Annotated in this window: 13 protein-coding genes and 1 pseudogene; 10 read left to right on the plus strand and 4 right to left on the minus strand. The window is 57.8% G+C overall.

What is annotated here, in order from left to right; genetic code table 11:
* Positions 1–16 precede the first annotated feature (16 nt).
* Positions 17–1738 carry a ShlB/FhaC/HecB family hemolysin secretion/activation protein gene (locus K7431_RS02250; RefSeq protein ID WP_012724411.1) on the minus strand — a complete coding sequence of 574 codons (1722 nt, stop codon included), beginning with the start codon at positions 1736–1738 and terminating at the stop codon, positions 17–19.
* Positions 1739–2298: 560 nt separating this feature from the next.
* On the opposite strand from K7431_RS02250, the gene hxsD reads away from it, so the two are divergent.
* The 8 genes and pseudogenes from hxsD (at position 2299) to K7431_RS02285 (ending at position 9015) form a co-directional block, all read left to right on the plus strand.
* The gene (hxsD, locus tag K7431_RS02255; protein ID WP_012724412.1) at positions 2299–2598 is read left to right on the plus strand and encodes a His-Xaa-Ser system protein HxsD; all 300 of its coding nucleotides are present in this window, start codon (positions 2299–2301) and stop codon (positions 2596–2598) included.
* A complete protein-coding gene (gene hxsB / locus K7431_RS02260) occupies positions 2595–4082 on the plus strand; it encodes a His-Xaa-Ser system radical SAM maturase HxsB (RefSeq protein ID WP_043205385.1) in 1488 nt (495 codons plus the stop codon). The genes hxsD and hxsB overlap by 4 nt, the downstream gene beginning before the upstream one ends.
* Positions 4082–5317, plus strand: a complete 1236-nt coding sequence (gene hxsC, locus K7431_RS02265) for a His-Xaa-Ser system radical SAM maturase HxsC (protein WP_012724414.1) — start codon at positions 4082–4084, stop codon at positions 5315–5317. The genes hxsB and hxsC overlap by 1 nt, the downstream gene beginning before the upstream one ends.
* Positions 5314–5919 (plus strand): His-Xaa-Ser repeat protein HxsA, encoded by a 606-nt coding sequence (hxsA, locus tag K7431_RS02270; RefSeq protein ID WP_012724415.1) that lies wholly within the window; start codon positions 5314–5316, stop codon positions 5917–5919. The genes hxsC and hxsA overlap by 4 nt, the downstream gene beginning before the upstream one ends.
* 234 nt (positions 5920–6153) lie before the next feature.
* Positions 6154–6438, plus strand: coding sequence for a hypothetical protein (locus tag K7431_RS02275; protein ID WP_012724416.1), 285 nt, complete (start codon positions 6154–6156; stop codon positions 6436–6438).
* A 162-nt stretch (positions 6439–6600) separates the two neighbouring features.
* Positions 6601–7545 (plus strand): hypothetical protein, encoded by a 945-nt coding sequence (locus K7431_RS02280; protein WP_012724417.1) that lies wholly within the window; start codon positions 6601–6603, stop codon positions 7543–7545.
* A 72-nt stretch (positions 7546–7617) separates the two neighbouring features.
* Positions 7618–7737, plus strand: a pseudogene (locus tag K7431_RS31030) (hypothetical protein); the annotation flags it as partial.
* 147 nt (positions 7738–7884) lie between these two features.
* The gene (locus K7431_RS02285; protein ID WP_012724418.1) at positions 7885–9015 is read left to right on the plus strand and encodes a GGDEF domain-containing protein; all 1131 of its coding nucleotides are present in this window, start codon (positions 7885–7887) and stop codon (positions 9013–9015) included.
* A gap of 15 nt (positions 9016–9030) precedes the next feature.
* Here the strand turns inward: K7431_RS02285 and K7431_RS02290 are convergent, their stop codons facing one another.
* A complete protein-coding gene (locus tag K7431_RS02290; protein WP_012724419.1) occupies positions 9031–10197 on the minus strand; it encodes a cytochrome P450 in 1167 nt (388 codons plus the stop codon).
* A gap of 74 nt (positions 10198–10271) precedes the next feature.
* Here K7431_RS02290 and K7431_RS02295 point away from each other — a divergent pair, with 74 nt between their 5' ends.
* Entirely contained in the window at positions 10272–11042 is a 771-nt protein-coding gene (locus K7431_RS02295; protein WP_012724420.1) for an ArsR/SmtB family transcription factor, read from the plus strand.
* A gap of 153 nt (positions 11043–11195) precedes the next feature.
* On the opposite strand, the gene K7431_RS02300 is transcribed toward K7431_RS02295, so the two are convergent.
* Complete coding sequence (locus K7431_RS02300; RefSeq protein WP_043205387.1) at positions 11196–13004, minus strand: ABC transporter ATP-binding protein; 1809 nt, start codon at positions 13002–13004, stop codon at positions 11196–11198.
* Between the two features lie 416 nt (positions 13005–13420).
* Between K7431_RS02300 and K7431_RS02305 the strand changes: the two genes are divergently transcribed.
* Positions 13421–13579: a winged helix-turn-helix transcriptional regulator gene (locus K7431_RS02305; RefSeq protein WP_148270955.1), complete on the plus strand. Its 159-nt coding sequence runs from the start codon at positions 13421–13423 to the stop codon at positions 13577–13579.
* Positions 13580–13606: 27 nt separating this feature from the next.
* Here the strand turns inward: K7431_RS02305 and K7431_RS02310 are convergent, their stop codons facing one another.
* Positions 13607–14488 (minus strand): LysR family transcriptional regulator, encoded by an 882-nt coding sequence (locus K7431_RS02310; RefSeq protein ID WP_012724423.1) that lies wholly within the window; start codon positions 14486–14488, stop codon positions 13607–13609.
* Positions 14489–14510: the final 22 nt, after the last annotated feature.

A 14510-nucleotide genomic window follows, 5' to 3' on the forward strand; every position in this document is an offset into this window, starting at 1 on the left:
GAGGGGCGGTAAAAATTTAAAGGAAGAAATCCAGGCGGAAATAGATCGGCGCTTCACGTTCAGTGATCGGCCCCGGGCGTTCCAAAGAGTGTGCAAAGGTCACCGTGGCCGCGACGTTCTGGCCGCGCGCGAACAGGTCCACGGAGTTGCTGGTCATGCGCCCGTGCTGTTCGGCGTTGTAGCGGCCATGGCTGATCACGCCCTGGTCGTAGCCGAGGCTGGTGCCGTATTCGCTGAAGACTGGCTGCATCCAGGCCCAGGTCACCGGACGGCTCCAGCGCAGGTCATTGCGCCAATAGCCGCCGCTGTCGCCGCTCAGACTCTGGTCCTTGTAGCCGCGTATCGACGACTGCCCGCCCAGGCTCATGCGCTGCGGGCTGAACAGCACGTCTTCGCTACGTTGGCCGGTCATCAGGCTGCTGAAACTGAACGACTCGCCCCACAACTTGAACGGGTACAGGTAGCTCAGGGTCGCGGTGTATTTGCGGTAGCGCGCATCGGCCTGGCCAGGGCGTGGGTTGTGATTGGCCTGGGCGTCGAACGCGCCGATGCCGTCCTGCATGCCCAGGTCGATGTTGAGGAACGAACCGCCAATACGTCGGCCATGGTTGATGCCGAATTGGGCTTCGCTGAGGCGGTTGCTGCTCAGGGCGAGTTTGCTGTCTTCGATGAAGTTGTTGGTGCGCAGGTAGGCCACGCCGGTGCTGAGGGAGGTTTTGCTCAGGGCGTCGCGGTGGATGACCCGCTCCAGGCGCAGTTGGTGGTTTTGGCTGTCGCCCGATTGCTTGAAGTTAAAGCCGCTGGCCTGGGCCAGCGAGCGGTAGTCGCTCTCGCTGTAGGTGTAGTTGAGGTTCCACCAGCCGAACGGCAGGTTGTAATTGAGCATCGAGTTGCGCGAGGTTTTCTGGTGGTCGCTGATCGCATCGTGGCCGCCTCGTAGCGACAATTGGTCCGCCAGGCCCAGCGGGTTGTCCCAATCCAGGCTGGCGCCCCACTGCTGTTCGCCGGTGCTGCGCTGGCCGCCGTTGTGACGGGAAAGGCCGACGCGCCAGGGTTTTTGCGGGGTGTTCTTGACCAGCACTTCGCTGCCGCCGACTGCTTTGCCCGGTGCCAATTCCATCTGCGCCTGGTTGGAGGGCAAGCGGTTCAGTTGGTCGACCATCTGCTCGATTTCGCGCAGGTTCAGCAGGTCGCCTGGTTTGCCTGGGAAGCTCATGGCGAGCTGGCGGTCAGTGATCCCGCTGCCCTCCGCGCCCTTCATGCCTTCCAAGCGGCCTTCCACCACCTGCACTTTGAGGTTGCCGCTGCCGAGGTTTTGTTGCGGCAGGTAGGCGCGACTGGTGACCAGGCCCTTGGCCAGATAGTGGTCGGTGATGACCTTGAGCAGATCATTGAGCTGCGGCACGCCAAGACATTGGCCGATGTAGGGCTTGATTAGGCTGGCGCGCTCGCCTTCGGACAGCGCGTCGGCGCCGCTGAGTTCGATGGTCTTGATGGCGAAACAGCGAGTGTCGGCGGGCGCTGTCGGCTTGGCTGGGGCGGCGGCTTTGCCGGGCAGCTCCTTGAGCTCTTCGAGGCGGCGCTGTTGCTCTTCGAGCAGGCGATCCTGGCGGTCACGGATCAGGTCGGTAACGCCTGGCGTGTCCTGCGGGGTCGCGCCTTGGGCCGTAGCGGCTAAGCCCAGGCATAAAAAAACAGACAGCAGCGAGAGCCTGGTCCGACGTACCGAACGCCACATTTTTAGATCCCTCTAGATAGCCTTGTGCCACTATTTGGCGGCGATCTTATGGTGGCGATTTAGTGGCGTCAATTAAATGTATGAATTTGTTTCAGCGTTGAAATCCTGATGATCAGGCAGCGATAACTTATGTCTTTTTGCATCAGTTACTTAACCGATAAAACGGAGCAGCCCCATTCCCTATACGTAATTCTCTTCCTCCCTGAATCAACCCGGCGCGTAGAACGCTCAAGGCCGCCGAGTTTCCCAATGCGAACAGCCATCGCTGATTGCTGATTAAGGCGTAGTGGTCGTATAACGGGTGCAATGTGCTGAAGCTGGAGAAGCACCAGCGGCAGATGCAAAAACGAGGGTTGGGATGCTGGGTGAGTCGCTGTGGCGGTGGGTGAACTGAGGGCGATTGAATCCTCGGACCTACCCCTTATCAACGGCTGAGTCGCAGTGAGAGCAGCACCATCACGCTGGAAAAATGCGTGCAAATGTAAAAAATTATGATGGCATAATGCCTCGTCAACCGGCAAAATCCACACGTTCCCAACGGATTTGAAGGATCGGTTCCGATGACATGGCCAGTCACGCTGAAACTCGACAGCGCAGCCTACCCGCTCAGCGTGGTGCAACGCGCCGCTTATTCCCTGGCCGACACTGTCACGATCCAGGTCGGTATTGAAGCCAATCAGATAAGCCTCACGGCCCACCCCGCTGAATCAAGGCTAACGCTTTCCCCGGAGCAGGCTCACTCGCTGATCCTTGAGCATCTGAACGACTTCGCCCTACGCGACCATATCCACCGCGAAACAGCAGGGTTGCGCGAAGTCCTGGCCCGAGCCGCGCTCGCTGGATGTGGGATTTCCCAGTGACACTGATTGCGACAGACGCCAAGCACTACCGCTTGCTGCCTTTTCGATTCATGCGCATGAGCATGGGAAATGACCGTGACATCCTGCTCACCTCCGATACCGGTGAGTACATGCACGTGAACAACGCGCAATTACGAGCCCTCAGTTACTTCGACGTTCAAGCAAGTACGCCTTTTTACAAGGACCTGCTGGCCCGCCACTTCATCTACGAACCAGGCCGCCACGACCCGTTCCCGGAAATGGCCGCGCAGTATCGCAGCCGCAAGGACTTCCTCTTCCAGGGCCCTGCACTGCACTTGTTCGTGGTGACATTGCGCTGCAACCACACCTGCCAGTACTGCCAGGTGTCGCGAGCCCCTCTGGGAGGTTCCAACCACGACCTGTCGGAAGCGGATGCACAGGCAGCGGTCGATCGTCTGTTCGAATCGAACGCTCCCGCCCTGACGGTGGAGTTTCAGGGTGGCGAGCCGCTTCTGGCCTTCGAGCGTGTCCGCCAGATTGTCGAATGGGTCGTTGAACGGAACGTGGTGGAACAACGGGAAATACAATTTGTCATCACCACCACGCTGCACCACCTGACGGAGGAAATACTCGACTTCGCAGAACAACATCGCATCCAGTTTTCGACCTCGCTCGATGGGCCGGCGCCCTTGCACAATGCCAACCGCCCTACCCCGTCACGAGACTCTTACGAACGCACTGTAAAAGGCATCCAGTGGGTCCGTGAGCGCCTTGGCCATGATGCAGTTTCCGCGCTGACCACGCTGACTTCAAGAAGCCTCGAACAGCCTGAAGCGATCATCGATGAGTATGTAAGCCAGGGTTTCTCCAGCATCTCGCTTCGGCCTCTGAGCCCTTATGGGTTTGCCACCAAGAGTGCCCATCGACTTGATTACCCTATTGAGCGATACCTGGCCTTCTACAAGAAGGCACTGGCCTATTTGCTGCATATCAACCAACAGGGCGTATACCTCTCAGAGAGTTATACGAGCCTGTTGCTGAAGAATATCCTGACACCCTTCTCCTCCGGCTATGTAGACCTCCGCTCCCCTGCTGGCGCAGGCACTGCGGCGCTGGTTTACAACTATGACGGTTACGTCTATCCATCGGACGAAGCCCGAATGTTGTTGGAGATGGGTGAAGACGGCTTGAGGCTCGGCACCGTACACCAACCCTTATCTGATTTACTCACATCGCCCGTTATGAATGCGTTGCTCGCCAGTGGTGTAGCAGAGGCGCTGCCGGGCTGCTCCGACTGCGCACTTGTCCCGTACTGTGGTGCTGACCCCGTCGAACACTATGCCCGCCAAGCTGACCCGATCGGACACCGAGTGTTCAGCAGCTTCTGCAAGAAGAACATGGGGCTGCTGAAGCATCTTTTCGGCCTGCTTTGCGATGGCGACGACAACGTGCAGAGGGTGCTGCTGTCTTGGTTGAACAGGCGCTCTTACAACGATGTTCGATTTCCGGGTTACAGGGGCTGATGGCGATGCTGCGCAAAGATACCCACTTCGAAATCCATCACTTTAATGAGCCGAAACTGCTCAAGGTCATCACTCTCGATGAGTTCATCGAACAAGGCCTGGCTGTTTGTGCCGGAAGCGCTGAGTTCGGTGACCTGCTGCTTTGGCTGCCAAACGAAGACCGGCTGCGAAGCCCGCATCTGCTCTCATTACCAGTGGGTGGATTCCTGATCCCTGAGCCATTGATCGGCGACTTCGAAAGCGCGCGGCCACACCTGCACACTTCCAAAGATGCGGACGTCGTGCAGCCCGGCGATGTCATTGCCATCACACCAGGCAACGCGTTGGTGCGGGTGCTCTATCGACGAGGCTCAGACAGCAACCTGCTGTTCATGACCGATCGTTGCAACAGCCTCTGCCTAATGTGCTCGCAGCCGCCCAAAGATATCGATGATCGCTGGCACATCGAGGAGAACCTACGGCTGATCGACCTGATGGACCCAGGCGAGGAAAACCTGGGAGTCAGCGGCGGAGAACCAACGCTTTATCGCGACGGCCTGGTAGAAATCCTAGCCAAGTGCAAAGCCGTTTTGCCGCACAAATCCATTCATGTGCTCAGCAACGGGCGTCTGTTCCAAGATCCAAGCTGGATCGCAGCGCTCTCTGCCATCGGCCACCCTCAGTTGAGTTGGGGCATCCCGCTGTATGCCGACAATGCCGAAGACCATGACCATGTGGTGCAGGCTCCAGGCGCGTTCAGCGAAACCCTGCAAGGTATTTATAACCTGGCGCGCGCCAACCAGATCATCGAGATACGCGTGGTGCTCAATCGCCTGACCACGCCACGCTTGCCAGAGCTCGCCCACTACGTGTTCAGGAACCTGCCCTTCGTGCGGCATGTTGCGCTGATGGGTATCGAAAGTACCGGCCTGGCCAGGAAAAACTACGAAGAACTGTGGATTGACCCGCTGGACTATCAGGAGTCGTTGAGCCAGGCCGTGTATTTCCTGTTCAACCGCGGGGTGCCGGTTTCGATCTACAACTTGCCCCTGTGCTTGATCCCGGCTCACCTCTCGCGTTTCGCCCGCCAGAGCATCTCGGACTGGAAGAATCTGTTCATCGATACCTGCCAGCAATGCGCTGCCGTCAAACATTGCTCTGGCTTCTTCAAATCCCACACCGACCGCTGGCAAAGCCGCGGTGTACAACGACTATCGACCGAGGCCTTCAGCGCCTATGCAAGGAGTGCACAGTGAAATTGCTCGACCGCTGGAAAGTCCTGATCAGTGGGATCAGCCTGCTGCCAATGGCAGGTACCCCCCTTGCACAGGCGGGCCATCTGCCGCTCGCCGATGCGAACTGGCAACCCAACGACAAGCTGCAGCCCCCGGTATTTGCCGATACGCTCAATGCGCCGGACACCGTCAACATCTATGCGGCACATCGCTCGCACAGTTCACACCGGTCCCACAGCTCGCACAGCTCTCACTACAGCGGCTCGGGTGGCTATAGCGCACCGCGCTACTACAGCCCACCCGCTACCAGTACCCGCAGCTACAGCGCGCCGAGTGCTTCAAGCAGCACCCCAAGCAGCAGCCTTTATCAGTCGTACGGCACTACCAGCGGGACACGTTCGAGCACCTCAAAGAGCCGTGCGACGAATGAGCAGAAAAGCAACCTGGTCATCCGTGTGCAGACTGCGCTGATGGTGCGCCAATATTACCAAGGCACCATTGATGGGGTGATGGGCAAGGCGACACGTGGTGCGTTGATGGCCTTTCAGATGGACAGTGGGCTGACCGTGAATGGCCGGATGGATACGCCATCGCTGAATGCGTTGGGTATCAAAATTCCATAAATCGCTTCACGTTAACGCTAGCGTCCGTTCAGCAACGAAGGAAGTAGTACGAAAAAGCCGGCCCGCTTTACCAGGCGGCTCGTTACAGAGCAGAAGACAAGCCGGGCCGTACCAACATCACCTACGTTCTGCCGATTCTGGAGCAGTGCCAGGCAGTCGGCATCCGGTCAACCACCCCAAACAGCACTTGGCTGCTGCCCTGGTCCGTTCCGGATATATTACAAGGACACCCACATGTACGCCAAAATAGACACCTTCCGCCCCAGCAGTGCCGCCTCGTTTGATGAACCGTGCAAGGTTACGATCAACAGCGAGTTTATCACCGTCGCCTATGACGACGCGGGCCAAACCTGGCAGTACCGAGGCCAGGAAAAAAGCCCGGGGCATTACGAACTGCACGCCGAAGGCTTCGAAGGCAGAGCAACGCTGCACCGCTTCGAAGGCTCGAATGTACTGGAAGGCACTTGGGTAGAAGACGGCGTACGCGGGATGTGGCGAATTGTCTGCCAAGCCGATTGATTCGCCTGCCGTCCCCACATAAATAAGCTGAACTCGTGGTGGTTTGATGGCCCACCGCGGGGGCACCCACCTCAATTGGCAAGACAAGACGTACATCACGGCGGCAAAGCATTGCTATCCGCCTGGATTTTAGAAGCACGGAAAAGAAGTTCAAGGACTAAAATGATAGCGTTGAAAGCAAAACTGCTCGCCAAATTCCTGCAGTATTCCGTATCACAACGGTTCTACCTCGCCTCGGTAGTTACGTACCTCATCACAGTCGCAGCTTCCCTATACACGGGCAGATCCGCGCTCACCATCGGGACGACGGCCGCGGCTGCATTGATCATCTGTGGATTCATTGCCTGGTGCATCCCTTTCGCCCGCTGGCTCCATACCGCATGGGATAAGCCATTCGCCAAAACACCCATCATCATCATGCATCTGCTTGCACTGCTGATGTCAACAGCGTGCGCGCGTTTCGCGGTTGCCGAGACGTTAGGGCTGCCCCCTCAGAGCTTTGATCTGACAGTCGGTTTTCTCGCGTTGCTGTTCTACCTTCCATCATGGCTGCTGGTGGTGGCAGTACTCCTTGGCCTGACAGCAGTGCTGATCACAGTCATCGCGATGATCAGCCTGCTATTCGAAGCAGCCTGGCAACATATGACCCACTTGGCCGCACTCCTCGGTTTTCAAGCTAAATTCAAGCAATCGCGCGGTATGATCATGTTCCATGGAGCAGGGGCACTTATCGTTAGCGTGCTATTTGCCATGAGCTACGACTACCTTACCGACAACTTCAGCCCGGCCTTCAAGACGGTGACCAAAGTCATTGCACTACGAAGTGATTTCCACAAGTCTCCAAACTATCCCGGCGTACGGACTGGAGAATATGTGCATCCGTTGGAGAATGGCTTTATTGCTTACGCCCGCGAACAAGAAGACAAAAGTGTCATCATTGGCGTTCGTTTACAGCCTGACGAGAATTACGATGTCGTGGTGTCTACTATTCCGCCTTTCAAGGTTGCAATGAAAGCCATGGCTGAACACGTCAAGCAATCCCCTGCGCTGATTTGGCTGCTCAGCAACGCTGCTTCAGAGACTAAGTCTGACCCGATGCTGCGTTAGATTTGGTTGCCGAGCCAACAGGGCAGCAGCTTGAGACATCAGTGACGGGCATGGCGTGCGCTCGTTGAGCACGCCATGCACGAAATCGTGGTCGACGGCATCAAGACCAACATCTCGCTGCACCGGGACCTGGTCCGTGATGAAGGATTCTGCATTCACTACTTGGAGCAAAAATGGACACGTCAGCATTGAAATCGCTGAAGGGGCTACGTCGATAATTTCCGCTAGCGCCACGCGCGAACACAACTCAAGGGACCCCAGGCAAAACCGTTTACCCGAGGATGGCAAAATAGTGCTAAAAGGCCACTACTGGTTATCGCTTTTTGGCGGAATAACACTATGCCTAATCATCACTCGTTTCCCAGGACATCGTTTATCCGTTGGTTTGTGCAAGACAATGAAAAACTCGACCGGGACATTCGTTTAAAGCTACTCAAAGGCCCCCTCTCCTCTCGAGCGGCGCTGGCGGCAGCGGGGCTGAACACGCTGCTAGTCTGCAGTGTCGCCGTGATACTCCATCCCACCGTGTTTTTCATCTGTTGGTGGGTAGCCGACATTGTGATCTGGATCATCCGCTGGTTTTTACTGCAACGGTTTTTAACCCGTGAAGCGTCCAAATTACCCTACGCGGCGGACCTGTCGCTGCTCTTCGGTTTGATTTGGGCTGCCGAAATCGGCGTGGGTACGGCGGCGTGCGTCATCAGCATGGACCCTGTGCTGCAAGTGCTGGCCTGTACGTCGGCGGTCAGCATGAACGGCGCTATTGCCATGCGGAATCAAGGCATCCCCCGATACGCCTTCACCCAGATCCTGCTCACGGATATACCGCTGAAACTGGCCACGCTGTTTCAACCGGAACCGATGTTACGGGTATTGATCCTACAGGCCCCGATGTACCTCACCGGCTTGTGGGTACTGCTGAACAACCTCAATGCCAACCTTACGAAAGCCTACATTGCAGAAGCACAGAGCACACATTCAGCCACCCACGACAAACTGACGGGCGTACTGAACCGCTTAGGCATCCTGAATATGTTGACCGCCTCGCTCAGTTCGAACGCCAAGGAGGATGCGGGTTTTTTCGTCCTTTACCTGGACTTGGACGGGTTCAAAAAAATCAATGACGCGAACGGGCATGCGACCGGCGACGGCGTACTCGTGTCCTTCTCTGCCATGATCACCGAGGTGGTGCGCAAGAGTGACGTAGTGGCACGCATAGGCGGGGACGAATTCATTGTGTTAATGCCGGGTACCGATAAGGCATCCGCCGCACTCGTTGCCGAGCGCATTATCAAGACCCTTGGCGATTACACCGATACACATGCTGACTATGACGGTCTCGGTGTCAGCATCGGCATTACCGAGAGCGCGGCTGCAGGACCGGAGAGTGTTGATCAGGTTTTATCCAGGGCGGATATAGCGATGTATGAAGCAAAATCCGCCGGTAAGAACTGTTATCGGTTTGGATAGGTCCTGGTTCAGGCTTCATAAATAACGGTGAATGTCCCGATCACGATTGAACTGAGGGATGCGACCATTAAGGGAGCGCAAATACCCCCACTGGCAAGGACGAACCGATGAGGTTGGCTGTCGATGCAACCATGCCAAAATCGCCTCAGCGGCGATAGTCAATGCCAGTTGCTGACCTGGACATTCATGTCGTCCTGAGCCGAAGCTGAAGGTTCGTCGTTGCGTCCGTTTTAGCAAGAGGCTATCGGGGTGTGGGTTTGCGTAGGGATCCCTGTTGGCTGAAGCGAGTAACACTAGAACGGTATCACCCGCCTCCAGGACGCTATCCCCGATAATGCATCGCTTTGCAACGAATCGCCGGGTGTTTTGCACCGGGGAGTCGTAGCGCGCTACCTCTGCCACCAAGTCTGCAACGAGCATCGGCTCAGGTTGCATGCCTTCAGTCAGATCAGGGTAACGATGGAGCGCTACGAGGGTATTGCCGATCAGGCCTGCGGTGGCTTCGCAAGTCTGTGACAACAAGCCGATCAGGTTGGCAATCAATGCATCATGCTCGCTCCAGGCGTTGGCTGCGCAGGCGCTCCGGATATGACTCATGAAGCGGCTGCTGTCCTCCTGGTCACTCAATAGCGCGCTGAATAATTGATTTAACCGAGTGGCCCCGAAATGAGCTTCGCCGAGTTGAATTTCGTCGCTTAACGGCGACAGGCAGGCGACAAAATCCCGTGTCAGCTTCGCGACTTCGTGTAGCCGCCCGGATGGGAGGCCTATCAAGGCTGCGATGACGGAAACCGGTAACGTGAACATCAACTCATCCAGGTCTTCAACGGGGTCATCGAGGGTCTCGACCACGCGTGACACGATCTCTGAGAGGCTTTCTTTCCCGACAGAAGCCAAGGCAGGCTCGATAGCCATCCTGGGGCACAGATGCTGCGGGCCCTCGTTCATGCGCATCAAACGACCAAAAATCACTCCTGCGGCGCCACGCGCAATGGCAGGAGGAATCGGCTCGCTTAGCGGGCGCACCCGACAGTCGGGATGCCCCAAAATGGCTTCGACGGCGTTGGCACTGCTCGCAATCCATAAACCCAGCTCAGCATCGAATAACAAGCCATTTTTTCGCCTGAGGTTTGAGTAATAACCGTAGGGATCAGCATGGGTAGCGGCTTCAAAAGGTGTCATTGCGCAAGTCCTGTTCACAAAGAAAGGCTACTATCGAACACCCCTCATGCCAACGATTCGCTCAGGAACGAAATATGGACGCTCAAGGCAATGACACCGCGATTTCTCGGGTAGCCGGCGCCATTGCCGAGCCTGCGAGGACGAAAATGCTGTGTTCGTTGATGGACGGCCACGCCCGTACCAGTACCGAGATGGCCGCCATCGCCGACGTCGGTGCATCCACGGCGAGCGCGCATCTGGCACGACTAAAAGAGGACGGGTTGGTAAGGCTGCACACGCAGGGCAGGCATCGCTATTACAGCCTGGCGGACGCGCAAGTGGCCCAGGCTATTGAGGCCCTGATGGTGATCGGCCAAAACGCTGGTCCACGGTATGTGTCCACAACCCCGACCCGATTGCAGTTCGCACGTACCTGTTATGACCACATGGCTGGAACACTCGCTGTGCAACTGCATGACCATTTCATCGCGTCAGGCTGGTTAACCGCGTCGGTCGCTGGGGACGGCATGTATCAGCTTACGATGAACGGCGAAAAAGCGATGACCGGGCTCGGTATCGAGATAGAACAGGTAAGAGCACAACGACGTCAGTTCGCGTGCTCATGCCTGGATTGGAGCATGCGCCGCCCTCACCTTGCCGGAGCACTCGGAGCAGCGCTCCTACAGACAGCCATAAACCGCAAATGGGTTATCCAAGACCTTGACAGTCGGGCACTGGCATTAACATCCAAGGGGCGAAAGGAGCTGTCTGACCGATTCGGGATCACTTTTGAAAACACAGGGATAAAACGATCAGTCGTGGCAAATGTAACACCACCCGCCGAGCCAGCTTTACCTGCACGATAACGACTAATTCCTTTGACTGAGGATCTGTTCGGCCACACGCTGATGCCTGGCGCCCAGCAAAAACATCTCAACTGCCCGACCGACCGTCGGGTGCGCCGAGGGCCATAAAGATAAACCGTACGGACCCTATACCGCTGCACGACGGTGGGTTTTCTAGCGATAGCCCCGTGCCTGCACGTCAAACAGGTCGGCATAACGTCCACTGGCAGCCATCAGTTGGCTGTGACTGCCCTCCTCCAGAATCTGCCCGCGTTCCAATACGATAATGTGATCCGCACTGCGCACGCTGGAAAAACGGTGGGAAATCAACAAGGTCATGCGGCCCTTGGCATGCTCACGGAAGTGCTCGAACACTGCCGCTTCAGCCCCGGCATCCAGCGCGGAGGTCGGCTCATCGAGGATCAGCAAGTCGGCGTCCTGACGCATGTAGGCCCGCGACAAGGCAACTTTCTGCCACTGCCCACCGGACAGTTCCTGGCCGCCGAACCAGCGTCCCAGCTGGGTTGAATAGGTTTGGCTCAAGCGCTCGATAAATTCGGCCGCGACCCCTTGAGTGGCCGCACTGCGCCAGCGTGCCTGGTCGTGCAGGGCATCGACGTCGCCGACGCCGAGGTTTTCACCCACGGTCATCTGATAGCGGATGTAGTCCTGGAAAATCACCCCGATGCGCTGGCGCAGGGTGTGTTCATCCCACTCCTGCAGGTCGCTGCCATCCAGCAGGATGCGGCCTTCATCCGGGGTATACAGACGGGTCAGCAGTTTGATCAGGCTGGTCTTGCCGGAGCCGTTTTCACCCACCAGCGCCAGGCTTTTGCCGGGTGCCAAGTGCAGGTTGATATTGCGCAGCGCTGCAGAGGCGGCGCCTGGGTAGGTAAACCCCACGTGCTCGCAGCGCAGGCCATCGCCAGGGCGCACGCCCTGGGTGAGCCGGCCGCGCGGGGTGATCACGGGGGTTTCAAGGTATTCATACAGGTCCGAGAGGAACAAGCTGTCATCGTACAGCCCGGCAATAGCGCTGAGGCTGGCGGTGATTGCGCTTTGCCCCTGCTTGAAGAGCACGATGTACATGGTCATCTGGCCCAGGCTCGTCTGGCCACGCACGGTGTCGAGTACCACCCAAGCGTAGGCCAGGTAAAACGCTGCGGTACCCAGCAGGCCCAATGCAAAACCCCACGCGTCACGGCGCACCGTTAATTGGCGGTCTTCCGTATACAAACGCTGGGCGTTGTCGCGATAGCGCTGCAGGAACAGCGGTGCCAGGCCGAACAGCTTGACCTCCTTGGCATGGGCCTCGTGGGAGAGCAAAGACTCAAGGTAGTTCTGCTGACGCGTCTCCGGTGCCCGTCGGTGAAACAGGCGGAACGCATTGCCCGAAAAATGCGTCTCGGCGAAGAACACGGGTAATGCGCCGACCACCAGGATCAACAAGGCCCAGGGAGAGAAATGCACCAGCAGCACCGCAAAGCTGACCAGCGAAATGAGGTTCTGCACCAACCCCAGTCCTTTAGTCACCAGGCTCAGCGGCCGCGTCGAAGCACCCTGGCGCACACGCACCAGTTTGTCGTAGAACTCGGCGTCTTCAAATTGCAGCAGCGAAAGGGTCTGGGCTTTCTCCAGGACCATCAGGTTGACCTTGACGCCTAACCTCACCCGCAACAGCGACTGCTGCATCGACAACGCCCGTTGCGCGGCCGCCAACAACGCCAGCACGCCGGCCTCAGCCAACACGTAGCGCATCACTGGCCACACCGGTGCCTGGCTGCCGGCCGCGTGAACCTGCATGGCGTCGACCACGCCGTCAACAATGCGCTGTCCTATCCAGGCGGCCAATGCGGGCAGCAGCCCGGCGACGATCGTCGCCAGCAACAGCCCCAAGAACAGTGGCCGTGAGGTTTCCCACACCAGTCCCAGTGCCCTGCGCGCCTGGATAGAAAATGCGCCCAATCGATTGAACAGCACCATGAATGGCATGGACTCCTTGAGGGGGGTGAAATCAGGCCGGATGGCCGAGTGTGACAGGTGCCTGCGGATCACTGCTGCATTTGCTGCAAGGTCCAAGGTACAGGCGCGCCTGCATTACGCGCAGATTATGACAGGCCGCGACACTAGAACGACGAGCATTCATGCTCGAGGTCCATGTTTTGGTTACCGAACAGATCACTCCTGAGGCGACTCATAGGACCGGGTTCTGTGCGCTGCCTGAAAGCGCCGTCAAAACCTGATCGAGGGATTTGGGCGCCCGACCGGACAATTGCTCCACGTGACCGGTCACGACGTCGAATACGCCTTGCGCAAAGTCTTCCTGGATACTGATCACCACGTTGACGACGCCCTCCGGCAGGCTGGCCTAGTTCAGACCGGCACGTAATTGCTCCTGACTGAGGACGACGAACGCGAACGGCTTTCCCCGGGTTGATTACGAGCTGACTGCCCTTGGCCACTCGCTCAAACCTCACCTGGAGCTGCTTGCCGAGTGGGCGCGGGTCAATCAGGCGACTATCGAACAAGCACGCATCACCTTCGACCAGCGGAGCTGACTGGCCTCTCGATGACGACCGCTGTCCTCAACCGGGAAGACGCGTGGAGAGAAAGTCCAGCAACGTCTTGAGGGCGTTCGGCATACGCTGGCGTGACAGGTAAACGGCATGGATGCCGATGGGTTTGATGCGATATTCAGGAAACAGTCGAATCAGGCGCCCCTCCTTGATGGCCTGCCCGGCAGCGAAATGCGGGAGCATCGACACGCCTGTTCCGCTCAGCGCAGCACGCACGATGATCGACGCCTCGTTAGTGCTGAAGCTGCCAGTGACCGGCACCGAGACGTTCTCACCGTCAACGATGAAATGCCAAAGGCTGCGTCCGTAATACGCGTAGGTCAGGCAATTGTGGACGGCCAAGTCTCTCACGTCGCCCGGTACGCCATGGCGCTGGAGATAGGCCGGGCTGGCACAGATGAACGAATCCACCTCGCCGAGCTTCTTCGCGATCACCCCCGGATCAAGGTTGTCAGTCACCCTGATCGCCAGGTCAATGCCCTCTTGCGCAAGATTGGTCATGCCATCGGCAATCTGCAAGTCGATGGCGACAGCCGGGTACAGCTGGAGAAACTCCATCAGCAGATCCGTCAGGCAATACTCGGCAAAAATCGACGGTGCAGTGACCCTGAGCAGGCCCTTGGGCGCACTCTCGGCTTGCGACCCCAGCACCTTGACGTCGGTCGATAGCGCCACCAGTTCCTTGCAAAGGGGCAGCAGTTGTTCGCCCGCGGCGGTCAGGCTGAGTTTGCGTGTGGTCCTGTGCAGCAGCCGTATCTCGGCCCATTCCTCCATCAACCCGATGTAACGCGTGGCCATCGCCCTGGACATCCCCAGGTGCGTGGCGGCCGCCGAAATGCTTCCCCTGGCGACTGTCTCAAGAAAGACTTTTGCCGCAGTCAACCGGTCCATATGCGCGCTCTGTGCAACAAAG

The organism is Pseudomonas fluorescens group sp., assembly GCF_020093335.1.
Lineage (GTDB): Bacteria > Pseudomonadota > Gammaproteobacteria > Pseudomonadales > Pseudomonadaceae > Aquipseudomonas > Aquipseudomonas petroselini.